This is a genomic window from Akkermansia massiliensis, from assembly GCF_018847375.1.
GTDB lineage: Bacteria > Verrucomicrobiota > Verrucomicrobiia > Verrucomicrobiales > Akkermansiaceae > Akkermansia > Akkermansia massiliensis.
Genome location: NZ_CP072036.1, coordinates 1,640,628 through 1,666,335, shown reverse-complemented (window position 1 = coordinate 1,666,335; position 25,708 = coordinate 1,640,628). Strand labels below are relative to the sequence as shown.

The following is a 25,708-nucleotide window of genomic DNA, read 5'->3' as shown; positions in this document are numbered from 1 at the left end:
GGGATCAAAACTTGAACCGGACGGCCCCGAAAACAGACCATCCGTTGAAGGCCTTGGCCGTTGTTGAGTCCACCCGGCTGGTGACATATTCCACCGCCAGCATCAGCTTCACCGCGTTGACCGCTTCCGGGCACAGGTAGCAGTTCAGCCCCAGGTAAAAGGAATGCATGCTGTCCACCCACGCGGGGTAATGGGTGACGCTGGGCACATACCGCGTATTCAGCTTCACGGAGCGGTTTCCGAAGGAACACTGGTACTGAAAGACGCCTTCCAAGTGGGGGGAAATCCGGTAAACGGGCTGGAGAACCAGACCGTACACGTTCTTGGCGCCCGGCTGGCCCACGATCCCCACGCCCGCCAGCAGGTTCCCCATCACGGAAAAGGCGCCGCGGCTGGCGTCCCAGCTCAGGGAAAGCACGTCCTGCGCACCCGTTCCACAGTAATCGGAAGAGGAGGGAACCTTCCTTCCCCGCCACTCCGTAAAATTATGGGCGTACTGGTACCCCAGAGTCTGGCTGTCCCACATGGGGGAAGCCACCTTCCATTTCATGGCATTCAGGGCAAACAGGTTATCCGCGGAATGAAACTGGATTTCATCCTTCAAATCCGTACCATTCGCGTTCAGGTAAACGCCATAGGAATGGTACAGGCTCCTGGCGTCCTTCTGGAAATTGGCCTCCAGCCCCCAGTTGGAGATGGGAATCAATTCATTGCACAGGGCGGACCTCTCCACCGTTTTAATCCGGGAGGAAGCCAGGCAGTATTCCGACGTCAGGTGCGGCGTCAGCTTCCCGGCCCTGAACTTGATGCCGGGCATGGTCTTTTCCAGATAAAGCTCATACAGGGACCACTCCGTGCGGCTGCCGGTCCATTCTCCGCGCACTTCGCGGTGGCGGCCTTCCAGATCCCCCACGTTCGTCAGGTTGGACAGGCGCCAGGAGCCGTCCCCCATCACAACGTCGCCGCCCAGATAAGCGCGGCGCCACTCGCTGTTATGGCCGCCGGAAGAAGGGCAGAACTTGTTGGCTCCATTGGGGCTGACGGCTGCCGTCTGGTACTGGCCGATCAGGGTCAGCTTCACCCTCCTGATCCATGAGGAATCATCCCGGTACAGAACGGGCCCGCGGTCCAGCACACGGCACAGGGAGGGCAGAGAATCCCCGGAAGCGGGGTGAAGCTGCGCCGTTCCCGCGCCGGCCTCCGCCGCGGGAAAAGCGGCGCACCAGCAGGCGGCAAGCAGGTATTTCCCCAGAAAAACAGGCTTCATCATAGGCTCGACAAACAGGTTGCAGGACGCACACCTTAAGGGGGGCCCTCCGAAAATCAAGCCCGGATGTTTCTTTTGGCGTTGCTGTTTTTCAAAAAGCCATGTTATGAAAAGCGGCAGCTATGGACACTACAACACGACCCTCTCTCTGGAAATACTTCATCCTGTGCCTGACGAAAAAGTACTGCGCCTTCTCCGGAACGGCTCCCCGGCGAGAGTTCTGGGGCTTTTTCCTTTTCATGAACCTCTTCTCCTTCATCTTCAGTCTTGTCGGCGGAGTCATCGTCGCGGTCACTCTTCCGTGGGGAGAACTGGCGGCCATGCAGGACCCGGAACAAATGCAGGCTATCCTTTTTATCCGAATAGCCTCCTTCTTCTTCATTACCCAAATCGTCTTGCTGGTCCTTTATCTTCCTATCCTGGGCGTCACTATCAGAAGGCTTCGGGACGCCGGCTTCAACACGGCGTGGGGTTACGGTTACCTGGGCCTGGGCGTCATTATTTTCCTTAACTGGGCCATCCTGGAGCGCTTCCAGTATCCAGGGGGAACCGCGACGCAATTCCTGGGTATCATTTCTACCGCCTACTGGCTGCTCCTCCTCATTCTGGCATGCTTCCCCACCCGGCCCGCGGTGGAGAGCACGCCTGAATAAGCACTTCCCGTTCCTGCCGGGAGAGGCCGTAAACGCCTTCCATCAGCTCATTCATCCGTTCATCCCCTTCCGGGCAATAGCGGGCCGTGAGGGTATCCGCCAGCTCTTCCACCTCCCGCAGCACGGAAAGGCCGGGCACCCGGATGGGAACGCGGAGGATGGGTGCCGTATCCATCTGGAAAAAGTCCCCCTGCATCTTCCCCCTGCGGAGAAACCAGAACTGCATGAGACGTGAATTGAACAGGGCGGCCAGGTACTTCATGCTTACGCGTTCCGTGCGTATCACGTTGAACGCCATCATTACATAAGCCTCATCCTCCGTGTAGGAGAAGGTGGGCCGAGCACACTTCCGGACAGCCAGAATCTTGGGACCGGGAAGGAAGAACCGTTCCTTCCGGGGCCAGTGCACATGATAGTACTTCATGCGGCCCATGCGGGTTTCCCGCCGGGCTTCCATCAGGGGGCGGAACTTTTCCAGATGCCGGAGAAGCGTGACGGCCTGTTCCGACCCGTTGGACGGAGTCAGGTAGAGCAACACCTTCTCCGGAGCTTTCAACGCGTATCTTCCTGCCAGGACGGGTTCATACAGAGGCTTGAGAAAACGCCGTTCCGCTGCCGGCAGCCGGTTGAAATACCCCTGCGGCACTACAAACACCCCTTCCCCCCTCCGGACGCCGGACCGCTGCACTGCCTCCGGCACCAGGCTCTCCAGCGCACGGGCGGAAACGACATCGGGGTTCGGTACAATCCCCTGCGTCATTTCCTTTGCGGCATCCAGCCTGAAATTCCGGCATCTCTCCATCTTCTCCAGAACGTTCCATTCGGCTGCGGAGCAGAAAAACAATCCTTCCTTGACGCATGCCCCGGTATCTTCCGGCAAAGAAAACCGGCAGTACGGTTCATGTTCCAGAAAGGATTCCACCTCTTCCATGGGACCGCAAAAACGGCGGTATTCCGGCACCGGGAGTCCTCCCCCATCCCCCTTCCTTTCCGCCAGAACGGTCATGGTATGTACCCGTGCGGCTTCAAACACCCGGCAAGCCCCGAAATCCGACAAACGCAGCAATCCGCAATCTTCCAGCAGCTTGCGGCGAAGGGGAGCCGCTCCGGCATTCGCCATCCACCTGTTGGGAACAACCAAATGCATCACGCCCCCCTGTTTCAGGGCATCCAGACCCACACAGGCGAACACGTACCAGTAATCCATGCGGGAAGAACAATAGGAAGCCAACGGAGAAGACTTCAGACGGTCAAACAGCTCCTTGTTCCCTTTTTCCCCGACAAAAGGGGGATTCCCGATTACCAGGTCAAAGCCTCCGTCCGCCATCACCGCTGAAAGGCCCTGCCGCCAGACGCCATCCGCAGACATGTCCAGGCTGTCCCCGCACAGCAGGTGATCCCGGAAATCCCCCTTTCCTCCGGCAGCTAGCCATGCACAGTGAAAACGGAAACGGGCTACCTCCAGAGCCTCCGCACAAACATCCACCCCGTAAATATTCTCTTCCAGAATGGCACGGAATAAATCGGCCTCCGCATATTCCGGCTCCAGACGCTTTCTGCGCGCGGCAAGCTCCCGAAGCATTCCCATGGTGAATGCCCCCGCCCCGGCGGATAAATCCAGCACCCGGATATTTCTCAGCAACCCGGCTTCCTCATTACCATTCCGGGGAGCAGGCAATCTGGATGCCAGCCAGGAGGATACCGCCTCCCGGGCCATCCAGCGGACCAGGAAGCCGGGAGTATACACGGTTCCGGAACGGCGGCCATCCGTCAGGGAGCGTTCCAGCAATCCCTCCAGCACGGAAGGAGTAACAGCCCGGTGAGCATCCTCTTCCCGCAGGGAAAAAGAGAATCCTTCCGGAAGACGGAATTCATGGTCTGCCTGCCGTTCCAGCAAATTGTTCACCAAAGCCTCTTTCAACCGCCTCCAGGCTTCGGGACGGCTCCCCTTTCCCTTCTCCGGGGCGAAACACCGGGCCATGAAACAATCCTGAACGCTCCGCTCCTTCACTGCCGTATTCGTACACTACCAGACCGGACCACGCAATCAAAAGCAGGAATTGCCCCGGATACCTCCCTCACTACATTTCTGTACGGGACGCTTTTTCTTAACGTCTCCGGCGTGTTTACGTTGTTAGTTTTTGATTCATAGTAGCCGCAACCATTTCATAATTCTACCTTCATTGCCATGAACAACACTTTCAATATCGGCGCCATGGACACCGTCTACCCCTTCATTCCCATGTACCCCAACGGACAGCCCCAGGGCAACTTCCTGGTCAACGGCCTCTCCGCTCCCGTCCTTATCCCCAAACGCGCTGCTTCCTCCCCCACCCGGCACGAATGGTTCGGATACCTCAAGGTCATGGCTCCCGCCACCTGTTTTCTCCACCTTCACGCCCACTCCTCCATCTCCCTTTCCATCCCCGCCAAGGAACTGGAACTCTCCACGGAGCCGGGCTCTTCCCCCCCCCCTCCGCCGCCAGATCCAGTTTGACCAGGGATACTACTGGTGCCACATCGTCCATCAACACCAGCCCGGCCAGGGGTCGGAAGCCGAGTTCTGCATTGCCCTGATATGCGACAAGGAAGGAGAGCCCGACCTGGATTATTACCTGCTGGCGGAAAACACTCCCGCCGGCAAGGAGGGAGAAACCGTCCTGACCCTGGTCAACCTGTACCAGGAGGCGGAAGAAGGGGACTCGTCGAGCAGCAGTTCCAGTTCACTCTCCTTTTCCTCCAGCGGAGCCGGAGGAAGGGGGTTGTCCATGCCCTTGTTCCTGTGATTGTGACGAAGACGTCGAACAGTCCGATTGCAGCAAGAACACCTCCCATTTCTTCGGCGGCTATCCGGACGGGGCCGACGACTGCGAAGGCTTACTGGAAATGGGTGAGGGCGATTCCGAAGGAGGAAGTGGAGGAGGCAATCCCCCGCTTCTCCGCACCCTTGCCGAACCTTCCTCTCCATGTCCCATCACCCTGCGCTACAAGCATCCCCTCGAATGGACCGCCTCCTGCAATCCTGAAACCGGACAGATCTCCGTCAAACGACCCACGGGCAGTTCCATCTCCTTCCAGAGTTCTGACGGCCATGCCGGAGCCTCCGTCTCCGGAAGTTCGTGCAAGTTGAACTACAAGGTTCAGAAGCTGAATGCCGATAAGTCTCCCTGCACCGGCACCTCTCCCGCCTACCTGGACATGGTGCAGAGCAATGGGCGCACCCTGCGCTTCTCGGCAGCCACCGGAAAGGTCGTCTCCATGGTCTCCGTCTCCCACAACGACAACACTCCCGGATGGGAGTTTACCTACAACCGCATTGGACAAATGACCTCCGTCCGGGACGCCTCCGGCATCAGGGAATGCTCCTACGATGCCTACGGCCACATGATCCAGGACACTTCCTTTGGAACCGTGGAAAACTGCGCCCAGGAACAATACGATGCCTTGGGTCGTTCCAACGGATATCGCCTGATTCTTGGAACCCGTACCGTGCAGCACTCCCATCTTGACTACGATTCCAAAGGTGCCATCATCGGGATGAATCTGGAAGGACTGGAGTCTCCATTTACCTGGCAGTATGACCAACCCAGCGGCTTCCTCAACTATCTCACCTACCCCAACGGCATGGTCCGCTGCAATACCTATCATCCCAGGCTCGACCTCGTAACCGCCATCAGTTACAGAAAGGGAGCGGATGGCGAATTGGCAGCCGGCCACGAATACGGCTACGACGCGCTGATGCGTCCTGTCCAACGGCGGGACTCCTGGGATGGAACCACACCTGCAACCACCAGAAACTTCACCCACAACAGCCGCAGCGGGCTGGTCGAAGACCGGATCAGCCGGGGAGGAAGCTTTATCTATTCCTACGACAACATCGGCAACCGCAAGACCGCCCGGGAACCGGAAGAAGCAGTATCCTATGATGCCAATCGGCTCATTTCGTCTCCAGGTGGAGCTGCCGCTAAAAACACCGCTAAAGTTAATCTCCAACATATTACCACAAAAGAATCGAAAGAGTTAATTATAAGTTCCGGAAAATTAAGGGGACCTGCATACGCCGTTAATCGCGACCCTGCGTTACCTATAACGCGTAAAACCCTCGGAAGAGTAGGAGGCCATGGCCATCCGGATGATTTTGTTCAAATCCCCATACCTGAATCAGCATATCCATATTTTAAAAATCCAGTTGGCGGTCCCATATCTACAATACATCGAGCATTAGGCCATGATCACTCTAGATACACTATCACATTAGAAGGCACTATTGAGGGGTGTCCAAAAATCTTTCCGTTAAAAGCATTTCAATGGCAAGCATTGGATTCGTTATTGAACATTACAGGTCTCCGTGGAATTGAAGGATTATATAATTATTTAAGAAATTTAAATAAATAATGGAGTTCATTAATCATAAAAAAACAGCATTTGCCATTTTAAGTGCCATTTTGGGACCTTTTTCCCTTAAATATTGCATTAATTGCAAATCATCCGGAAACAGTTCCAGCGAATTTCTTCTATTGTATTCAATATTATGGTGGATTTATTTTATCCTTTATGTATTTACCCACACGTTCACCTTGCATTATATTGAAGTAATTTTTTATTGGATAGTATTTTGGATTGCTGTAATACTCATTTCATTATTTATAAAAAAAATACATGTTATTTCGTATTTAAATAAAAAATATGCGCATGATAGAACAAAAAAGATATTGATGTCTGCCAGTAATAATTTTTTTACGTTCTGGTTTCCTATAGGGAGTCTTGTCTACTTCGGGTACGGTCTTGCTAGAACTTTCGATTTACATTTGATTTATTACATCCTTTTATGGTGGTTAATATGGTTTGTCATTTGGTTCTTCAAACAATCTGTTATTTTATTTTTTAAAAATATTATAGAAAGCATCATCACGTCATTATATTCACGAAGAAAAGAATCTATAATAAATTATATCATTTTCATATTAATCTACAGTTGCGCATATAGCATCATTTTCATAATGTCTTGCATGAAATTTTTTTCATTATTAATTATAGTAGGAATCTATATAAATAAAGGAATTTATTTAAATTTTTTGTAATGGAAATTTATAAATCAAAAATGCCTCAACTGCCAACCAAGTAAATTTTTAAAACTAAATATAAAATGAAATTTCTGACAGCAAATTTACCATATACAACATTGGAAGAAAATTACTCATAAAATATCATCATATTAAGTGAAAAAGAATCTATTAAAAATATCTTTTCTGATTACATTGGTTATTTTAATCATTCCGGCAACTATTTTATTTACAAAAAACAATTGTGCCCATATTCAAATAAAATCAGAATCCGGAGATATTGTTTTTTCCGATGATGTATCATTTAATCAAAATCCGTATTTTTTGAATTTTGATTCCGACAACATCCGGGAATTTCTAGGAAAAAATGATATTGGAGATACGGACAACATAATCATTTATAATAACGATCATGTCATTTACCGGGGATATAAGGGATATCTGCGGTCTTTGAACGATTCCAAGCAATGGGGACTTCCCGGAAGATTCATTAAAAACGGCACCGTATTGACGGACATGTTTGCCGTCTCCACTTATTACAATGGACATGTTTTCAAAGAACCGTATTCCAAACAATATTTTCTTGAAATGTCATGCGTGAACGAAAACGATCCTTTCCCCATGTACGGAGATAATCAATAAGAACGGCATTCGCATGGAATTTTTTATGTTGCCGTTATTAAAACACTAAATGTAATTTCCAAGAGATTTCAACACCTGATTTTAAATAACTGCCTGTCCATATTATCGTACATGCTTGCACCGCCCGAAAAGAGGCTTGGCAGGGCAAATGAGAATCGGAAAGAACAAATCGTTTTTTCAACGTTCCCTATCAAACAAAAGTCCGGCTTTGCCATCAGCAAGCCGGACTTAAAAAGAGATGGTACCCCGTCACGGGCTCGAACCGTGGACAAACTGATTAAGAGTCAGCTGCTCTACCAACTGAGCTAACGAGGCACTGGAATGGCGGCGTTCCTTGCAGGAACGACCGGATGGTACCCCGTCACGGGCTCGAACCGTGGACAAACTGATTAAGAGTCAGCTGCTCTACCAACTGAGCTAACGAGGCATGTATCCGGCAGTTCCCCGCGACAAGCTCCAACTCTGAAGATGGAGCCACTGGTCGGAATTGAACCGACGACCCACGCATTACGAATGCGTTGCTCTACCCCTGAGCTACAGTGGCATCGCGAGAAGCGCGGAAGCAAGTAACCATAAGAGCCCCCTTTTAGCAAGTCTTTTTTGCAATAAGACCGTTTTTTTACGCCTTGAATCCGGAATAGAAGCCAAGTACGGCAGGTGACAGTAGAAGAGCTTGCATAGGAGGGGGAAACATGGTGGAGTTCATGTCCTCAAAGAGCTTTTCTTTCCCTACTTATCATGAAGGCATATTACATTTTCCAGCAGGCGGACGAAGAAACGATCAGCAACATTCTGGACTGGATGCGCAACCAGGAACGCGCCATTTACCGCGCCGCCGTGCGTGAACTCGGCGCTCTGAAAAAACTGCGCCCGGAATTCATCCAGCGCAAGCCCCTTCAGGAGCAATTCTCCTTCATCCAGAAAATGCTGGCGTGGAAACCCAGCAATGAAATCGGGGACCACCTGCTCCAGGTCTGGCTTCTGCGCAAGCATCAGGACATGCTGATTACTTTCCTGAATACGCTGGACATCCCCCATGACGGCAACGGCATTGTGAACGAACTGCCGGAAACGCTGGACAAGGAAAAACTCGCCAAGGCCGTGGACGAATTGTTTGAAAAATACCCTGCCGGCGTAGCGTCCGTTTACCTCCAGATGTTCCAGCTCCAGACGGAAGACGGCTGGGACGAACTGGCCGAGGTTCTGGCGAACGACCCCCGCGTCACCATTCGCTGACTTTTATCATTCTGCTCCCGTGAAGGGAATCTTGGAGCCGCTCCGGAAAGGAGCGGCTCTTCTTATTTTATATTGACTGTCAGTCAGTATACTGCTATCCACGGCAGTACCCCATGAAACGTTTCCTCCTACTGCCGGCGGCATTCCTGCTGCCGTGCGCCTGCATTTCCGTCAATACGGCCGCCCAGACGCTGAACGCCGGAACCGTTTACCGCAACTGGGAACTGGATGACCGCGCCTATGTGAAAAACGGCTTCGTTTACATCAAAGCCGTTCAATGCGACCAGCGCAAGGAAACTCCGGTCATCGGACCGCCCATGGCCCAGTCAGACTTCATTTCACAAATGGAGGATATTCCGGGAACGGGAAAGACCGTCTTTTTGCAGCTTAACAAGAAAGACCTTCCCGATCCCATAGAATACAAAGACCTCCTGAGCATGGTACTTGAAGAGAATTTCACCGTTCCTCCCCGGTTTTCCCTGTATGGAGCGCATCAAATTACCCTTCCCTACCTGAACTTGAGCAGGAAAGAAAACGCTTCTCCCACCGTAGCAGCCGTAAAGATCATCAGCGCTCCCTCCACAGGCCGGAGAATTCTGGCGGGAGCACAGAGCTGCGTGATTGACGCCCCCGGTACCGTGATTGCCAATATCCTTCTTATTCCGGTCAGCATTGTCGTTACCCCCTGCCTGGGCATGTATAACCTGTGCTCCGGGGAATGACGAACCAGGCCGTTCCAAACAAAAACTCGCCTCCGCGTTCGTGCCCGCCCTTGCTTCATCCGCATGCGGGCAATGTTTTTCCCGCACGTGTACGTATTCCATGACCCGGGAAACTCCGGATACCTGCCGCAGCCGCCGGCTGCCGTCATGAGGGGACCGTGTCCGGCGGCTCCGGACGGAACGTCCAGCCTTCATCCCCGTGATACACCATCATCCGAGTCATGCCGCCGTCAATGACCAGGTTTTCCGCATTGACGAAGCCGGAGCGGCAGAGGAAGAACACAGCCTGAACGATATCCTCCGGCGTTCCAACGCGCCCGGAAGGATGCTGGAGGCCGTCCTCCGGGGACAAGGCTCCAAAGGCCCCCGTGTCAATCCAGCCGGGGCTGATGCTGTTCACCCGGACGCCGAGGGGCGCGAGGCTCATGGCAAGAGCGTGGGTCAGGGAGATGAGGGCTCCCTTGGCCGCGCTGTAGCTTTCCGTATCCTTCTGGGACATGGAAGCGCGGGTGGAGGCGATGTTCACGATGGAAGCCCCGTGGGAAAAATGATCACGGAACAAAAGGCTGAGCAGGTAGGGGGCAGCAACGCCCACGCGCAGAACTTCATTAAAGTCCTCATAAGAGCAGCCGGAAAGAATGCCGTGGCGGGTGATGCACGCATTGTTTACCAGGACATCCACCCGGCCGAAATGCTCCAACACTTTTTCCGCAAAAAAACGCACGTCCTCTTCCACCCCCGCATCACCCGTCACGCAGAGATGGCCTTCTCCCGGCAATTCATCCAGCAGGGAGGCCGTTTCCTCATGCTTCACATCCAGCACCGCCACGCGTGCGCCTGCTGCGGCGCAAGCCTCCGCAATGGCGCGGCCAATGCCGCCGGCTCCGCCCGTCACGACCACGGCACTTCCGGAAAAATCAACATCCATCATGGGCAGATTGTCCCGTTCCGACGCCGGATGTCAATAGGCGCTTTCCGGCATGCAGCCCTCAGTGCGTGTACATCACATAGCGGTAAAAGCCCATGGCGCGGGAAAGAAGAGGGGAACGGGTCACAACGTCCGTCTCCACGATAAGATGGGCCATGGTACTGGAAACGGCCATTTCCGCTTCCTCCGCACGGCGGCTGATGCGTTCCAAATCCCTGGTTTTTACCTGGTTCATGCGGCCAGATTTCTGAAAATCATCCACGACGTAGCGCAGCCTTTTCAGCCTGGCCACCACTTCCACCAGCTCCATGGCGCGCTGGTCCGCCGTTCCGGTATCCTTAATGCCGCGCAGGAGATGCTGGATTCTTTCCAAACACAGGCAGAACTCCTCCATGGTCATGATGGGATCAGCCCAGAATTCCTGAAAATCCACCAGCCTAGGCTGTTCCATCTCAAGCCCCACCACTGCTTTCTGCATGGACGGGGAATCATACATTCTGGCCGTCACCAGCTTCAGGAGCGCCCGGAAAGCGCGTTTGCGGTTCTCGTCCGCCCTTCTCCTCATCTTCTCCAACCCGTCGTGGCAGTGCCGTTCAAAACCGGGGAGCCATTCTCCGTACTCCTGCTCCAGCCGGGTGATATTGTCCATCTGTTCCCTGACCATGCGCCCCTGAAGGGCTACGGACATGGCATAAGCCTCCGCAGCCACCTTGTTGTCAATCCCCTCCAGCATGTCCACCATGGTGGCGTACTGCTCCAGATACGCTTTCAGGAACGGCAGTATCCTGTCGTTCAAATACTGGGCCATCCGTTCGTCCGTCAGGCTGAGACCGTACTTTTCCAGATCATCCCTGATGACGGCGGAATCGTAATACTTGAGTTCATGAAGCTTCAGCATCGCCTGCATCATCCGGTCGCGGGCCTTGTCCACGCGCTCCCGGAGAATGGAATGGAAGGAGGGGTGAACCTCCCGGGACTCTTCATGCACGCGCGGATTCAGAATCATCAGCCGCCCGCAGTTCATGTCGTAAAGCTTCAGCCTGTCCGTCAACCGCCCCAGTTCCACCATCACGGCCTCTCCCGCAGCCCGGTCCTGGATGGAAGCGACCAGATCCGTCATCTGCTCCACGTCCTTCAGGCGCAGGGAAAGCAGTTCTTCATAGGATTCCACCGGGGAAAGCTTTTCAGCCTCCTTTTCCTCCGCAGCCCTTTCCCCTTCCTCCTTGTCCCCGCAGGAACACAGCGCCAGCAAACACGCGCCTCCCAACAGCGGCAAATTCAGGAACAGGGAAAAACGGGAACTGAGTTTCATGAGAAAGCGGCGTTGATGAGGGAGGCTCTGGAGCCCGGCCCGCATCGTGGCAACATGGTTACCGTAAGAAAGCGTCCCCAAAGTTCAAGGCCTTTTCATTTCATCCGGAAAAAACATTCCCGCATTCTTGATGTGCGGAAATATTCTTTTAAATATCATGAACACTCTCCCGAACCCGGAGGTCACACCTTATTACCAACTCCATCCTATCCGCCGTGATTCTTGACATTCTTCAATACGGACACCCCCTTTTGAGGGAGGAATGCAGCCCCGTGGTTCACATCAACAAAGACCTTCTTTCCTTCCTGGACGACATGCAGGAAACCCTGGCCCAGGGGGGCATAGGCCTGGCCGCTCCGCAGGTGGGAAGGGCCATTCAGATGGTCACCATCAATATTCCGCCCACGGACGCCACTACTACATGGCTGGAAGTGGACGGACGCCCGGCCACGCTGGCGCAAATCATGCCCTTGAATTTCATCAATCCTGTCCTCCACCCCTTCGGCAGGAATGTGCCGTACCGGGAAGGCTGCCTGAGCATCACCAAGGTGTATGCGGACGTCCTGCGCCGCTCCTGCGTGAAGGCTGTCCTGACCCTGATGGACGGACGCACCGTGACCATCAAATGCAACGGGCTCCTGGCGCGCTGCCTGCAGCACGAGGTGGACCATCTTCACGGAGGCCTGTTCACGGACCTGGTTTCCCCGGAGGACCATGACAAGGTGGTGCGGAGGCTCCGGCTGACCCATCCGGACGCCTTTGAGGAAGACGACGACAGCTACGCCCGCCGCATGAAGGAGGAACGCCGCGCCCGGGCCCGGGATGCCCAAACGCCACCCACGCCCAGAAAAACCGCTTGACGCTCCGGGAGCAAATCCTCACCCCCTATCCTGTGCCTTCTTAAAAAATGCCCCGGCGTTCCATCTGGAAGCCGGGGCATTCGTTACACGGTAAAAAAGCGGATAAATCAGACAATCCAGTCCAGAACCACCTTGCCGGACTTGCCGGAATTCATGGCCTCAAAGCCTTCCCGGAATTCCGTGTAGGGCAGCCGGTGCGTAATGATGGGCGCTATGTTCAGGCCGCTGCGGATCATGGAATCCATCTTGTGCCAGGTTTCAAAAATTTCACGGCCGTAAATGCCCTTCATCTTCAGCCCTTTCCAGATAAACTTGTTCCATTCGATGCTGGAGCCGTCCGGCTGGATGCCCAGCAGGGAAATGTTGGCTCCGTTCCGGGAATTGTCGATGATGTCTTTCAGGCAGGACGGGGCGCCGCTCATTTCCAGGCACACGTCAAACCCTTCCGTCATTTCCAGCTCCTTCATCACGTCCACCAGTTTTTCACGGGTCACGTTCACGGTGCGGTCCGCGCCCAGCGTCTTGGCCAGGCTCAGGCGGAAATCATTGATGTCCGTGATAACCACCGTCTTGGCTCCGGCCTTCTTGCAGACGGCGGCGGCCATGCAGCCGATGACTCCCGCGCCCGTAATCAGGACGTCTTCCCCCACCATGTCCCAGGACAAGGCCGTATGGACGGCGTTGCCCAGAGGGTCGAAGATGGAGGCGATTTCCATCGGAATGCTCTTGTGGATGCGCACCACGTTGTCCTGGGGAATGGAAAGATACTCCGCAAAGCAGCCGGGCCTGTTCACGCCCACGCCCTTCGTGTTCGGGCAAAGGTGCTTCTGACCGGAACGGCAGCTGCGGCAGTGGCCGCAGACGATGTGGCCTTCCCCGGAAACGATTTCCCCGGGCTTGTATTCCGTTACGGAGGAACCCACGGATTCAATCACGCCGCAGAACTCATGGCCCACGTGCATCCCCACGGGAATGGTCTGCTGGGCCCACTTGTCCCAGTTCCAGATATGAAGGTCCGTGCCGCAAATGGCTGTTTTATGAATTTTAATCAGGACATCGTTCGGGCCGACTTCCGGCATGGGGACATCCATCAGTTCCAAACCGGGGCCTGCCTGCGTTTTTACAAGAGCTTTCATGCCCCCCATTCATGCTCTTTTTCCCCTGCGGCGGCAAGCCCAAAATTCGTTTCCGGCGCCCCGGAAAACCGCTTCCGGAACGGAGGTCTGGGGCACCGCCGCATCCCCTTCTCCCCGGCCCGGTAAAACCTCGGAAAGCAAACTCCGGAAAGGCATTCCTGTTCAATCAACAATTCAGACACACACGCAATTTGCCCTTTCCAATATGGACGAATCATGATACCAAGGCATACGGTTCACCTGTTGAACGCTTTACTCTACTTACAGAACCATGGCGAAATCATTTTTACCCACCATTTTCGAACATCCGTATGAAATCGACCCCAAATACGGAAAAAGCGTAGCGTACTTCTCCATGGAATACGCCATTGACAATTCATTCAAAATCTACTCCGGCGGCCTGGGCTACCTGTCCGGCTCCCACATGCGCAGCGCGCACGACCTGCGGCAGAACCTCGTAGGCGTCGGCATCCTGTGGAGCTACGGCTACTACAACCAGATCCGGGCGGAAGACGGTTCCATGGCCACGCAATACATGCGCAAGAACTACCCGTTCCTGGAAGACCACAACATCAAATTCCTCATTCACGTCTGCGGCGCGCCCGTCTGGGTGAAGGCCTACTTCCTGAATCCGGAAACCTTCGGCACCGCCCCCATGTTCTTCCTTTCCACGGACCTGGAGGAAAACGACGAGGAAAGCCGCAACATTTCCCGCCGCCTGTACGACGCCAACGGCTTCACCCGCATCGCCCAGTACGTGCTGCTCGGCAAGGGCGGCGCCCGCCTCTTTGACGAACTGGGCATTGAACCGGAAATCTACCACCTGAACGAAGCCCATGGCCTGGCCGCCGCCTTCCACGTGCTTGCCAAAACCGGCAGCGTGGAGGAAGTGCGCAAGCGCTTCGTCTTCACCACCCACACTCCGGAGGAAGCCGGCAATGAAAAGATGGACGTGAACACCATGAACACGTTCTCCTTCTTCGACGGGCTTTCCATGGAACAGGTGCGCGCCGCCGTAGGCCTGACGGACAACACGTTCAACTACACGCTGGCCGCCCTGCGCCTCTCCCACATCGCCAACGGCGTCTCCAAGCTCCACGGCGAAGTTTCCCGCCAGATGTGGAAGGACTATGAAGGCGTGTGCCCCATCATCCACATCACGAACGCCCAGAACCAGAAATACTGGCAGGACCCGGAACTGGCGGAAGCCTTCCAGGCCCGCAACAAGGAGGCCTTCATCCGCCGCAAGCGCGCCCTGAAAAAAGCCCTCTTCCGCATGGTGGGGGAACAGACGGGCCGCGTTTTTGACCCGAACTGCCTCACCATCGTCTGGGCGCGCCGCTTTGCGGCCTACAAGCGTCCGGACCTGGTCACCGGCAATCCCACCATGTTTGAACGCATGCTCCAGCGCACCAACTATCCGGTGCAATTCATCTGGGCCGGCAAGCCCTACCCGATGGACCACGGCGCCATTGAAATCTTCAACCGCCTGAATGACATGACGGCCAAATACCCCCGTTCCGCCGTACTCACCGGCTATGAACTGGGCCTGAGCCGCTACCTGAAGAACGGCTCCGACGTGTGGCTGAACAACCCCGTAGTCACCCGGGAGGCCTCCGGCACCTCCGGCATGTCCGCCGCCATGAACGGCTCCATCTCCGTCTCCACCAATGACGGCTGGATCTGTGAATTCGCCAAGGACGGGGAAAACTGCTTCGTCATTCCGGAAGCTGCTCCCCATCTCTCTCCGGAAGCCCGCGACCGCTCCGACCGCGACAACTTCTACAACATCCTGGACGACAAGATTCTGCCGCTCTACTACGATCACAACGACAAGTGGATGGACATCGTCTTCAATGCGATGACGGATATCTACCCCGAGTTCGACTCCGACCGCATGGCGGACCAGTACTACACGGAAATGTACAACAGCTAAGGAAAACTCTTTTCCGCTTTTACGCAATGGCCGCCCTTCCCCGTGGAAAGGGCGGCCGTTCCTTTTCAAGCCTGTTTCAAAAATCCATGGACCGGAGTTGAGCAGCCCTCAAAAAAGACCGGGGGGCTATTTGGCCTCCCCTTCTTCGCCGCCGGCGTCAGCCGCGGCCTTGTCCGCGGGCCGCTTGCGGCGGTGCGCAAAAACGTTCTCCTGCTGCCATACGCGGGAAAAGGCGGACGTGATGAGACCCGTGGAAATGGCGATGATGGATACGGCAATGAACATGATCACCCCGGTAAAAATGCGCCCCATGGGCGTAATAGGCACCAGATCGCCATACCCCACCGTGCTCAGGGTCTCCACGGCGAACCAGAGAGCGTCAAAAAAGGAGCGGAACTTCTCCGGCTGGGCTTCATGCTCCGCAATGTAAATGCCCAGGGACGTGACGTACAGCATGAACAGGATCACGGAGAAGAACAGGAAAAACTCATCCCGGATCAGGTAAAAGGCCTTTTTAAAACTGGCCGCAGTTTCGTTAAACCGGGCCAGCTTGAAGATGGCCAGCACGCGGACAATCCGCAGGGAATAAAGAATCTGCCAGTCCAACCCGAAAAACATGCCCAGGAACGGCACGCAGACGATGAAATCCAGAATGCCCATGCCGCTGAAGATATAAGCCTTCCGCGGCTTGGCGCACAGCACCCGCAGGATGTACTCAAACACAAAGAAATAGCTGATCCAGTAATTCACCTTGGCCGCAATGCGGCCTACCAGCGGGTGAACGTCCGGAATGGCATTCAGCGTGTACAGCATGAACCATACCAGAATCAGCACCCTGACGACGTTCTCCCAGGGACCGAAATTGGCTGCGCCTTGCTTGGTGCGGGTAATCAGGGGCATGGCGGGAATCAGGGATGAAGGGCGGCTTTCCATTCGTCAGCCTTGAAGCCGACGCAGATCCTCCCGTTGGTGATTAAAATGGGGCGTTTGACCAGCATGCCGTTGGTAGCCAGCAAGGCCACCTGGTCCTCCAGGCTCATGCCGGGAAGCCTGTCTTTCAAATTCATGCTCTTGTACAGCAGGCCGCTGGTATTGAAAAACCTCTTGGACGGCAAGCCGCTCTCTTCAATCCAGGTCCGGAGCTCCTCCTCCGTGGGATTCTGCTCCACAATGTGGCGGTCCTCATAGGAAACGCCCTGTTCATCAAGCCATTTTTTGGCTTTCTGGCAAGTCGTGCACTTGGGATATTCAATAAACAAGGAAGACATACCTGCACGCTAGCCCCGCAAACACACCGGGTCAAGCGGGCAGCACAGCCATCCTGCCGTCATGACTTGATTGGAACACGCCGGGCGCCTCCGCCATGAAAGAGGCGTACCCTGAAAAAAAACGCAGCAGGAAGGCCCGGCGCTCCGGAACGTCAAAGCACCATGGCGCTTCCCAGTTGTGCGATGGAAACGGGATTGGGTTGCCGCGCCCTGAGAGCCTCCGCCAGGGCGAGGGAGGCCTTCTCCTCCCCGTGCGCCAGAATGATATTTCTCTTGGGTCCTCCGGTCTTGTCAAAATATTCCAGCAGCTCTCCATGGTCCGCATGGCCGGAAAAGGAATCCATCTCCCGTATCCTGGCCCGGACAGTGTACTGCTTGCCCAGGATGGGAACCTCCTTCCACCCGTCCATGATCTTGCGGCCCAGCGTATGTTCCGCGCAATAGCCCACAAAAAGGACCGTATTCTTCGGGTTGCCGATGTTGTTTGCCAAGTGGTGGAGGATACGCCCGGCTTCACACATGCCGGAGGCGGAAATAATGATAGCCTGCCCGTTCATCTTGTTCAGCTCCTGGGATTCCCCTACGGAACGGATAAGCCGCAGCTGTTCAAAACAGAACGGATCCTTTTCCCGGAACAGGAAATCGTACACCTCCTTGTTGAAGCACTCCGGATGAATGCGGAATATCTCCGTGGCGCCCACGGCCATGGGGCTGTCCACATACACGGGCAGCAAAGGCAGCGAGCCTTCATGATAAGCCCTGTTCAGCAGGTAAAGAAGCTGCTGGGTGCGTTCCACGGCAAAAGCCGGAATGTAAACGCGGCCGCCCAGCTCCAGAGCCTCCTTGATGGCCCGGCAGAAGGTCTCGTCATCACGGGAGGGAGCCTCATGGAAACGTCCGCCATAGGTGCTCTCCATCAGCAAAATGTCCACATCCGGAACAGGCACGGGGTCACGGAGAAGTTCATTATCCCCACGCCCCACGTCCCCGGAAAACAGGAAGCGTTTCTTCCGTCCGTCTTCCCGGTCCTCAATATCCAGGCATACCTGGGCGGCCCCCAGGATATGGCCCGCATCATAAAACGTGAGCGTCACGCCCGGAACGACGGGAATGGGCCGATCATACCCGATATTCACGAACTGGCGCATGCACCGTTCCGCGTCCTGCTCGGAATAAGTGGGGTAAACGTCCGGCTGATGAATGCCCCGGCGCTTGTTCATCTTATTGATGAATGCGCAATCGTGCTCCTGGATGCGGGCGGCGTCCGCCAGCATGAGCTGGCAGAGGTCCCGGGTCGCAAACGTACTGTAAATATTCCCCTGAAACCCCTGCTTCACCAGATTGGGAAGGTTGCCGGAATGGTCGATGTGCGCGTGGGAAAGAACCACCGCATCCACCTCCGCCGGAGAAAAATAGGGAAAATCCTTGTTGATGTGCCAGGCCTCCTCACGCCGCCCCTGGTACATGCCGCAATCCAGAAGAATCCTGCTCCCGTTCACCTCCAGCAAATGCTGGGACCCCGTCGTCGTACCCGCCGCTCCGCAAAAATGAATTTTCATTAATACATGTGTACAACAAGCCTCCGGCCAACGCAAGAAATCAATGCCTGAAGCTTGCAATTCAAAGGACTTGCCCCTCTGAAAAGAGAAAGAAGGAAACTGCCGGGGCGTAAACAATTTCCCGCGCCGGAAACGGCAGCTCTTTTGGAAACCGCGATACGTCAATCAAGAAGAATCATGCCCTTTCTCTCTCCGCCAGCCTTGGAGAAGAAAACTACAGTTTGAACCGTCCTCCGCTCCGTACCGCATTTCTGCAAACGTCAAGCTTCACCTCCATCCCCGCCCGGTTTCCGGCCCTTGTAAAAACTTATCCGGCAATACACACAACGCCCCGGACCTGCATCATGACTGAAAACCGGAACATCCCGCGTCTAGAAATAATACCTGTATAACTACCGGGAAAAAGAACCCGCACGAACTCTCTGAGGAAAATTCCGTTATGAACGCGCACGCCTCTTGAAAAGCCATGGCTTTTCAAGACGCTCCCTCCCACTTTTCAGAAAACCTTTGCGGCCAGGGTACAAAAAGGGCGGGAATCTCCCGCCCTGTACATGCCGCCGTCAGGCTGCAAAAACTTACTTGTCTTCCGGTTTGGTTTCCGCCGGCTTCTCCGCTTCCACGTCAATGGGCTGGGAAAGCTCGGGAGAGGGGCGGGACTCCGGCTTGGAGGCGGGAGCATCGCTCATGGTTTCCTTCTCCGTCTTCAACAGCTCCTCTTCAAACTCGGACTTGGCCTTCTTGAACTCTCCCAAGCTCTTGCCCAGGCCGCGGGCGAATTCCGGGAGTTTCTTAGCGCCGAACAGCAGGAAGACAATCACCAGAATGGCGATAATCTCCGGCGTTCCCAGTCCAAAAATAGCTAACGTGTTCATCATGGAGTGCTACGGTCTTTTTAACAGATTTTTTTCATGCCGGATACCTCATAATACGCTTCATGCGTCATCAGAGGATTGCTGTTCCTGTTTTTGCTGCTCCGCAAGCCTTCTGACGGCAAAACGGTGAAAACGCCAAACGACCAGGAAGATCACCAGGGAAAGCGCAGCCATGCTGCCCCACAGCAGCCAGAACGCGGCGGAAGCCGCCCCTTCATCCCCCAGTTCTCCGGCCTGGTTCCAATAATAATAGGACAGCACCGGATTCCAGGACAGGGTGCTGCCCGGCAGAAGATGGAGGCGCGCCATGCGGTTCATGGCCGGCAGATAAGCCGCCTGGGCGGATGCTTTCATCAGGGAATCCCCCTGCGCATCATCGCCCCGCGTATAATACACCTGGGCCAGCATGTACATGGCCTTGGGGTCCCCCGTTGCGTCTGCCGCGCGCCGCAGCAGCCTGTAGGCTTCATCCGCATCCAGTTCCCCGCCCTTCCCGTTCTGGAGCAATTCCGCGGCCTTCAGGGCGGCAGGGGGGTAACCGATGGCGGCGGCTTCACGGTACAGGGCCAGCGCGCGCGCCGCCTGTTCTCCGGAAGGAGAGCCTTCCATCAGCATGTCCGCCAGGGCAGCCATGCTGTACGGATCCTTCCATTCCGCGCCTTTTTCAAACCAGTTGAGGGCTTTTTCCCGGTCAGGGGGCATATACTTGCCGTCCCGGTACATCATGCCCAGTTCCATGACGGCGCCCAGATCCTTCCGTCCGGCCGCCTTTTCAAACCATTCCACGGCCTTGGCCGCATCCTGCGGAACGCCCAGGCCATCCCGGTACTTGAATGCCAGAAGCCCCTGCGCCGTCAGGTTGCCGCTTTCCGCAGCATGAAGGAGATACGGAACCGACTTTTCCGGAGAGCTGTCCGGAACCAGCTTCCGTTCATAAACAAGGGCCACCCACAACGCCGCCTTGGAATCGCCGGCGTCAGCCTCTTTCCTCCATGTTTGGAGGGCTTTTTCATAATAGCGGGCCGCCATTTCCTCATTCTTCGGACCGCCTGTTCCCTTGGAAGCCATTACAGCCACCTGGTACTGGGCCGCGGCATTGCCGCTGTCAGCGGCGCGGGCAAACCAGTACCGGGCCTTTTCAAGATTCTTGGGGTACAGGCGGCTGCCTGTATAAAACAGCTTGCCCAAATCCAGCATGGAATCCACGTCCCCGCCATTGGCCTCCTTCTCCGCCAGGGAAACGTATTCAGACATCCATTTGGACGTCTCCGGGGCATTCCCCTCCACATCATAATGCACTGCCAGTTCCCGGGCGGCAGCTTTATCCCCGTTATGGGCTTTCTCCTGAAGACTGGACAGGTACGTCCCAAAATCCCCCTCACCGGCAGGAGCCGGGGAGGGAACATCCTGAGACGCATGAAGCGGAGGCTGAACGAGGCACAGCCCACACAATCCGGCAAGGAGCCACCATTTGCACTGCTTCTTCATACCGGAACAAGTCAATCATTAACGGCCCCTGTTTCCGCGGGAGAAACCGCCGGAAGATCTGCTGCCAAAGCCCGGTTTGCGAAAACCGCCTTCACGACGCTGGAAGCCTCCCTCGCGGCGGTCTCCTCCGAAACCGCCTTCGCGGCGTTTGAAACCTCCTTCGCGGCGTTTGAAACCTCCTTCGCGACGTTGGAAGCCGCCTTCACGGCGCTGAAAACCTCCCTCGCGGCGGTCTCCTCCGAAGCCGCCTTCACGGCGCTGGAAGCCTCCTTCGCGGCGGTCTCCGCCAAATCCTCCCTCTCGACGCTGAAAACCTCCCTCGCGGCGGTCTCCTCCGAAGCCGCCTTCACGGCGTTGGAAACCTCCCTCGCGGCGGTCTCCTCCGAAGCCGCCTTCACGGCGCTGGAAACCTCCTTCGCGGCGGTCTCCTCCGAAGCCGCCTTCACGGCGCTGGAAACCTCCTTCGCGGCGGTCTCCTCCGAAGCCGCCTTCACGGCGCTGGAAACCTCCTTCGCGGCGGTCTCCTCCGAAGCCGCCTTCACGGCGCTGGAAACCTCCCTCGCGGCGGTCTCCGCCAAATCCTCCTTCACGGCGTTTGAAGCCTCCCTCGCGGCGGTCTCCTCCGAAACCTCCTTCACGACGCTGGAATCCTCCCTCACGGCGACTGCCACCGAAGCCGCCTTCCCGGCGCTGGAAACCGCCTTCGCGGCGTCCACGGAAACCATCTTCCCGGCGTTCGCGGGAACGGAATCCGGAATCATCCCGAAGGTCTTCACCGTCCTTGATTTCATCCTCGTCTTCCGTATCCGCAAAGCGGGTTTTCATTTCCGGAGTAGGTTCATAAGAATCCCCAGCCTCAAAATCTTCCGGATTAAATACATAACCTTCATCGGAATCATTGTCTTTCCCGCTCTGTTCGCCCTTGGCGGGAGTCCCGGCTACAAGCTGGGAAGCGCCCAGATACTTGCGCTGGCGGGGAGGATTCTTCAGCAGCAGGGCTACGTCCGCATCATCCAGGAATCTCCAGCTTCCGGGTTCCAGATCGCCCCCCCACAGGGAACCGATGCGCACGCGCACCAGCTTGCGGACACGGAGGCCCAGGCATTGGAACATCTGGCGCACCTGGCGTTTCAACCCCTGTTCCAGAACAATGCAGGCGCGGCGCGCGGAAGCGCGGCAGACGTACTTGGCCTTGGCATTGCCTTCCGGAATGCGGACTCCGCGCAAAAACTGCATCAGCACGGAATTGTCAAAATTCTGATCTACCGTCACCCAGTATTCCTTTTCAATCCCGCCGGTGGGGTGGGAAAGGGTCTGGGTCAGCTCCCCTTTGTTCGTCATGATCAGGAGGCCTTCGGAATCCGCATCCAGCCGTCCCACGTAATTCAGATGGCGCAGGCGCGGCGGCAGCAGGTCGTAAACAGTGCCTATGGCCCCCTGGGCTTCACGGCTGCATACGTACCCGCGCGGCTTGTTCAGCAGCACCACAACCTCCTCCATGGGAGTCATGTGACGGCCGTCCACCTTCACGAAATCCTTCTCCGTCACCCTCATTCCGGGCGTATCAATAACCTTCCCGTTCACTTCCACGCGTCCTTCCTCAATCAGTCTGTCAGCCACCCGGCGGGAATCAATGCCGCAGGATGCAAGGAATTTATTAATGCGGATACCTCCGTTTTCTTCGGAGCCATGTTGTTCTTCACTCATATTGGTATAATGTCCGCTATCTCAGCGGATGGTTTTGTATTGTTTGTATTACGGCAATTCACGCGCCCCAAAAAGAGGGAAAGCCTTCTTTGCCGGAAGAAAAAAGCCTCTCGGTTCATAGACATCCGAGAGGCTTCCTGTATTAGGAAAATGACTTGCCGTGCATGACTCCGCCGGGAAACTCTCCGGAGGGGGTAAAAGCAGGCTTAAGCTTCATGCTTGGTCTTCGGCAGGCCGAGGGGGCTTTGGCCCTTCTTCCATTCGCCGCGTTCCTTGAGAAGCTTGACGCGTTCAAAACGCTTCAGGACGGAACGCTTGCCGCCTACGGTACCGGTTGCTTTGAGGCTGGAATGCTTGGACATGATCTTGTGTTTTGTAAAAGGTTCAGAAAGGTGCTTTACACCACCCTCACGGTGGCAGGCGGGGTTTTATAACGGAAGGCCCCGGTCTTGGCAAGAGAAATTTGACGCGTCGGCCAAATATCTCATTCCACGGCATCCTCCGGATGCGTTCTCAGCCACTCCCTCCATAAATCCGGACGGTTCAGCCGCGTACGCTCTAGGGACTTCCCGTGCTTCCACTTTTCAATGGCGGGATGATTGCCGCCCAGCAGGATGTCCGGGACGGCCAGCCCGCGGAACACGTTCGGCTTGGTATAGGCGGGCGCCTCCAGAAGACCGTTGGAAAAAGACTCCTCCACGGAAGAGCGTTCATCCCCCAGCACACCGGGAATCAGGCGCGCCACGGCATCAATCACCACCACGGCGGCAATCGCCCCGTTCGTGAGAATATAATCCCCGATGGACAGCTCCACATCCACCAGCTCTTCCACCACGCGGTGGTCCACCCCCTCATAATGCCCGCAGAGAATGATGAGGTGGCCGCCGGATGCGGCCAGCTCCCCGGCCAGGGACTGATTGAAGGTGCGGCCCTGCGGGGTCATCAGCACCACGCGCGTTTCCGGCCTGCGGAGTTCCTCCACGGCGGCAAAAATGGGTTCCGGTTTCAGCAGCATGCCCTGCCCGCCCCCGCAGAGGTAGTCGTCCGTCTTGCGGTGCTTGTCCACCGTCCAGTCACGGATGTTATGGCAGCGCACCTCCACCAGACCCTTTTCACGGGCCTTCCCCAGGATGCTGCCGCCCAGGGGGGCTTCCACCATCTCCGGGAACAGGGAGAGAACGTCAATAATCAGTCCAGCGGCCATAAGAAGGGAAGGAAAACGTCAGCGTTCGCGCTTGTGGCCGCGCAGCATGGCCTCAATGAAGGGGTCCAGGTTGCCGTCCATTACGTCCTGAATGTTGCCGGACTCCACGCCCGTGCGCAAATCCTTCACCATCTGGTAAGGCTGGAAGACGTAGGAACGGATCTGGTTGCCCCAGCCGATGTCCCCCTTTTCACTGTACTGGCGGTCAGCTTCCGCCTGCTTCTTGTCTTCCTCAATCTGGTACAGCTTGGCGCGCAGCATGTTCATGGCCTCCTCCTTGTTGCGAAGCTGGCTGCGTTCGTTCTGGCAGGCTACGATCACTCCGGAGGGAATGTGCGTGATGCGCACGGCGGTTTCCACCTTGTTCACATTCTGGCCGCCCTTGCCGCCGGAACGGTAGGTGTCCACCTTCAAATCCTTGTCCAGAATCTCAATACTGATGGAATCGGAAACCTCCGGCGTAGCGTCCAGGGAGGCAAAGGAAGTATGCCGCTTACCGGCGGAATCAAAGGGAGAAATGCGCACCAGGCGGTGGATGCCGCGTTCATTCTTCAAATAACCGTAAGCATACTCTCCATCCACCTTCAAGGTCACGGAACGGATGCCGGCGTCATCCCCGTCCGTGCTTTCCAGATAAGTCACGGAAAAGCCGCGGCGCTCACACCAGCGGATGTACATGCGCATCAGCATGGACGCCCAGTCACAGGCTTCCGTGCCGCCTGCCCCGGCGTGAATGGTCACATAACAGGAAGCCTGGTCCTGCGGGCCGTTCAACAAGGTCAGCAGCTCAAAATCCGCCAGGGACTTCTGCCATTTGGCAAACTCCTCCACGGCCTCCCGGCCCAGGTCGTCGTCATCCGCCTCCTGGGCCAATTCAATGGTAGCGTCAATATCCTCCAGACGGGATTTCAATGCGGAAAACGCCTCCATCCTGTGTTTCAGGGGATTCACTTCCGCCATCAGCGCCCGCGCGGCATTCTGGTCATCCCAGAAATCCGGAGCGCTCATGCGTTCGTCCAACTCGGCCACTCGTTGTTGAATGCCGTCCAGGTCAAAGATAGCTCCCGAGCTCGGAAAGACGGCTGTGCAAAACAGCCGTGTCGAGCGCCGAGAGATCTGCAGCGATATGGGGATCCATGCGCGGGAACCTATCACGAATCACCTGAACGGAAAAGGGCAAAATACCGATTCTCCCGGTCATTCTTTTTTCAAGGAAAATTTCTCATGGAGATACTCCATAAGATTCTGGCAAGGGACGTGAGGTCCTTGTTCCCGGCAGTGCGGCTATCGGAAAAAGCAGGGGAAAGGACATATCCCACAGCCTGAACGAATCACAGGGCCGTGTATGGAGGTATCCCGTCCTTCCCGGATAGCCGGCACCCAAAGCGCAACGGAGGCTTGGTCCAAATCCCGCCCGCCACCGGAACTAAAACCTATCCGGCAGAATCTTCCCCGGCCCCCTCAAAAGGCCGTATCCGGCAGGACTTGAGCTTTTCAATCTCCTCAAAGGTCATGATATGCTCAATCTGGCAGGCAACCTCATTGGCGCGTTCTTCCGGAAGAGCCAGTTCCTCCCTCAGGAAATCAAACAAAATACCGTGGCTGACAATGATTTTTCCCGCGATTCTGCGGCCCTGGGGCGTCAGCTTGACGGGAGCATACTGGGTGTACTCCACCAGCCCCATGTCCGCCAGCTGCTTGACGGCAGACGTGACGGAAGGCATCTTCACCTTAAGCATCTCTGCAATATCCCGCACCTGGGCCGTTCCGCTCTTTTCAGACAGTAGCCCGATGGCCTCCAGATAATCCTCATTGCTCTTGGTCAGCTCCAACATGGTATAAGAGAACAGTTAAT

General features: G+C 55.8%; 24 protein-coding genes and 3 tRNA genes. 8 read left to right on the top strand and 19 right to left on the bottom strand.

Features of this window, described 5'->3' with window-relative positions; translation table 11 throughout:
- Nucleotides 1-4: 4 nt before the first annotated feature.
- Nucleotides 5-1,270 (bottom strand): hypothetical protein, encoded by a 1,266-nt coding sequence (locus tag J5W70_RS06980; protein WP_022397442.1) that lies wholly within the window; start codon nt 1,268-1,270, stop codon nt 5-7.
- 119 nt (nt 1,271-1,389) lie between these two features.
- Between J5W70_RS06980 and J5W70_RS06975 the strand changes: the two genes are divergently transcribed.
- On the top strand, nt 1,390-1,920 hold the full coding sequence (locus J5W70_RS06975; protein ID WP_022397443.1) for a DUF805 domain-containing protein: 531 nt from the start codon (nt 1,390-1,392) through the stop codon (nt 1,918-1,920).
- Here the strand turns inward: J5W70_RS06975 and J5W70_RS06970 are convergent.
- Nucleotides 1,868-3,826: an Eco57I restriction-modification methylase domain-containing protein gene (locus J5W70_RS06970; protein ID WP_215832878.1), complete on the bottom strand. Its 1,959-nt coding sequence runs from the start codon at nt 3,824-3,826 to the stop codon at nt 1,868-1,870. The two genes, J5W70_RS06975 and J5W70_RS06970, sit on opposite strands and share 53 nt — an antisense overlap.
- Nucleotides 3,827-4,108: 282 nt before the next feature.
- Between J5W70_RS06970 and J5W70_RS06965 the strand changes: the two genes are divergently transcribed.
- Nucleotides 4,109-4,417 (top strand): hypothetical protein, encoded by a 309-nt coding sequence (locus tag J5W70_RS06965; protein ID WP_215832879.1) that lies wholly within the window; start codon nt 4,109-4,111, stop codon nt 4,415-4,417.
- Between the two features lie 114 nt (nt 4,418-4,531).
- Here J5W70_RS06965 and J5W70_RS06960 read toward each other — a convergent pair whose 3' ends face one another.
- Entirely contained in the window at nt 4,532-4,690 is a 159-nt protein-coding gene (locus tag J5W70_RS06960; RefSeq protein WP_215832880.1) for a hypothetical protein, read from the bottom strand.
- Nucleotides 4,691-4,806: 116 nt separating this feature from the next.
- Between J5W70_RS06960 and J5W70_RS06955 the strand changes: the two genes are divergently transcribed.
- Together J5W70_RS06955 and J5W70_RS06950 are read left to right on the top strand one after the other, a co-directional pair.
- Nucleotides 4,807-6,315, top strand: coding sequence for an RHS repeat protein (locus J5W70_RS06955; RefSeq protein ID WP_146020170.1), 1,509 nt, complete (start codon nt 4,807-4,809; stop codon nt 6,313-6,315).
- Between the two features lie 824 nt (nt 6,316-7,139).
- Nucleotides 7,140-7,625, top strand: a complete 486-nt coding sequence (locus J5W70_RS06950) for a hypothetical protein (RefSeq protein WP_146020169.1) — start codon at nt 7,140-7,142, stop codon at nt 7,623-7,625.
- 239 nt (nt 7,626-7,864) lie between these two features.
- Here the strand turns inward: J5W70_RS06950 and J5W70_RS06945 are convergent.
- From J5W70_RS06945 to J5W70_RS06935, 3 genes are all read right to left on the bottom strand, one after another.
- Nucleotides 7,865-7,940, bottom strand: a tRNA-Lys gene (locus J5W70_RS06945).
- A 36-nt stretch (nt 7,941-7,976) separates the two neighbouring features.
- Nucleotides 7,977-8,052, bottom strand: a tRNA-Lys gene (locus J5W70_RS06940).
- A 42-nt stretch (nt 8,053-8,094) separates the two neighbouring features.
- Nucleotides 8,095-8,169: transfer RNA gene (locus tag J5W70_RS06935), tRNA-Thr, on the bottom strand.
- A gap of 194 nt (nt 8,170-8,363) precedes the next feature.
- Between J5W70_RS06935 and J5W70_RS06930 the strand changes: the two genes are divergently transcribed.
- A complete protein-coding gene (locus J5W70_RS06930; RefSeq protein WP_022396083.1) occupies nt 8,364-8,861 on the top strand; it encodes a hypothetical protein in 498 nt (165 codons plus the stop codon).
- A gap of 113 nt (nt 8,862-8,974) precedes the next feature.
- Complete coding sequence (locus J5W70_RS06925) at nt 8,975-9,583, top strand: hypothetical protein (protein WP_022396084.1); 609 nt, start codon at nt 8,975-8,977, stop codon at nt 9,581-9,583.
- Between the two features lie 145 nt (nt 9,584-9,728).
- Here J5W70_RS06925 and J5W70_RS06920 read toward each other — a convergent pair whose 3' ends face one another.
- Together J5W70_RS06920 and J5W70_RS06915 are read right to left on the bottom strand one after the other, a co-directional pair.
- Nucleotides 9,729-10,514 (bottom strand): SDR family oxidoreductase, encoded by a 786-nt coding sequence (locus tag J5W70_RS06920; RefSeq protein WP_022396085.1) that lies wholly within the window; start codon nt 10,512-10,514, stop codon nt 9,729-9,731.
- A 58-nt stretch (nt 10,515-10,572) separates the two neighbouring features.
- A complete protein-coding gene (locus tag J5W70_RS06915) occupies nt 10,573-11,823 on the bottom strand; it encodes a hypothetical protein (protein WP_022396086.1) in 1,251 nt (416 codons plus the stop codon).
- Nucleotides 11,824-12,038: 215 nt separating this feature from the next.
- Here J5W70_RS06915 and def point away from each other — a divergent pair, with 215 nt between their 5' ends.
- A complete protein-coding gene (gene def / locus J5W70_RS06910; RefSeq protein ID WP_022396087.1) occupies nt 12,039-12,683 on the top strand; it encodes a peptide deformylase in 645 nt (214 codons plus the stop codon).
- A 107-nt stretch (nt 12,684-12,790) separates the two neighbouring features.
- Here def and tdh read toward each other — a convergent pair whose 3' ends face one another.
- Complete coding sequence (tdh, locus tag J5W70_RS06905; RefSeq protein WP_102731891.1) at nt 12,791-13,828, bottom strand: L-threonine 3-dehydrogenase; 1,038 nt, start codon at nt 13,826-13,828, stop codon at nt 12,791-12,793.
- A 262-nt stretch (nt 13,829-14,090) separates the two neighbouring features.
- On the opposite strand from tdh, the gene glgP reads away from it, so the two are divergent.
- Nucleotides 14,091-15,755 carry an alpha-glucan family phosphorylase gene (glgP, locus tag J5W70_RS06900; RefSeq protein WP_022396089.1) on the top strand — a complete coding sequence of 555 codons (1,665 nt, stop codon included), beginning with the start codon at nt 14,091-14,093 and terminating at the stop codon, nt 15,753-15,755.
- Nucleotides 15,756-15,881: 126 nt separating this feature from the next.
- Here the strand turns inward: glgP and J5W70_RS06895 are convergent, their stop codons facing one another.
- The 10 genes from J5W70_RS06895 to J5W70_RS06850 all read right to left on the bottom strand — a co-directional run bounded on the left by J5W70_RS06895 (nt 15,882) and on the right by J5W70_RS06850 (nt 25,688).
- Entirely contained in the window at nt 15,882-16,655 is a 774-nt protein-coding gene (locus J5W70_RS06895; protein ID WP_022396090.1) for an ion transporter, read from the bottom strand.
- A gap of 8 nt (nt 16,656-16,663) precedes the next feature.
- Nucleotides 16,664-17,023 carry an arsenate reductase family protein gene (locus tag J5W70_RS06890; RefSeq protein WP_022396091.1) on the bottom strand — a complete coding sequence of 120 codons (360 nt, stop codon included), beginning with the start codon at nt 17,021-17,023 and terminating at the stop codon, nt 16,664-16,666.
- 152 nt (nt 17,024-17,175) lie between these two features.
- Nucleotides 17,176-18,582, bottom strand: coding sequence for an MBL fold metallo-hydrolase RNA specificity domain-containing protein (locus J5W70_RS06885; RefSeq protein ID WP_102731890.1), 1,407 nt, complete (start codon nt 18,580-18,582; stop codon nt 17,176-17,178).
- Nucleotides 18,583-19,157: 575 nt separating this feature from the next.
- Nucleotides 19,158-19,457, bottom strand: a complete 300-nt coding sequence (gene tatA, locus J5W70_RS06880) for a Sec-independent protein translocase subunit TatA/TatB (RefSeq protein ID WP_022396093.1) — start codon at nt 19,455-19,457, stop codon at nt 19,158-19,160.
- A 57-nt stretch (nt 19,458-19,514) separates the two neighbouring features.
- Nucleotides 19,515-20,942 carry a tetratricopeptide repeat protein gene (locus J5W70_RS06875; protein WP_022396094.1) on the bottom strand — a complete coding sequence of 476 codons (1,428 nt, stop codon included), beginning with the start codon at nt 20,940-20,942 and terminating at the stop codon, nt 19,515-19,517.
- An 18-nt stretch (nt 20,943-20,960) separates the two neighbouring features.
- Nucleotides 20,961-22,649 carry a pseudouridine synthase gene (locus tag J5W70_RS06870; RefSeq protein WP_215832882.1) on the bottom strand — a complete coding sequence of 563 codons (1,689 nt, stop codon included), beginning with the start codon at nt 22,647-22,649 and terminating at the stop codon, nt 20,961-20,963.
- Between the two features lie 206 nt (nt 22,650-22,855).
- Nucleotides 22,856-23,011, bottom strand: coding sequence for a small basic protein (locus J5W70_RS06865; RefSeq protein ID WP_012419301.1), 156 nt, complete (start codon nt 23,009-23,011; stop codon nt 22,856-22,858).
- A gap of 122 nt (nt 23,012-23,133) precedes the next feature.
- Nucleotides 23,134-23,853 carry a tRNA (guanosine(37)-N1)-methyltransferase TrmD gene (gene trmD, locus J5W70_RS06860; protein ID WP_022396953.1) on the bottom strand — a complete coding sequence of 240 codons (720 nt, stop codon included), beginning with the start codon at nt 23,851-23,853 and terminating at the stop codon, nt 23,134-23,136.
- Nucleotides 23,854-23,871: 18 nt separating this feature from the next.
- Nucleotides 23,872-24,991, bottom strand: a protein-coding gene (gene prfB, locus J5W70_RS06855) for a peptide chain release factor 2 (protein ID WP_215443679.1) whose coding sequence is annotated in 2 segments (ribosomal slippage) — nt 23,872-24,906 and nt 24,908-24,991 — 1,119 coding nt in all. Because the reading frame shifts where the segments join, the coding sequence is not laid out codon by codon here.
- Nucleotides 24,992-25,286: 295 nt separating this feature from the next.
- Nucleotides 25,287-25,688, bottom strand: a complete 402-nt coding sequence (locus tag J5W70_RS06850) for a metal-dependent transcriptional regulator (RefSeq protein ID WP_022396955.1) — start codon at nt 25,686-25,688, stop codon at nt 25,287-25,289.
- Nucleotides 25,689-25,708: the final 20 nt, after the last annotated feature.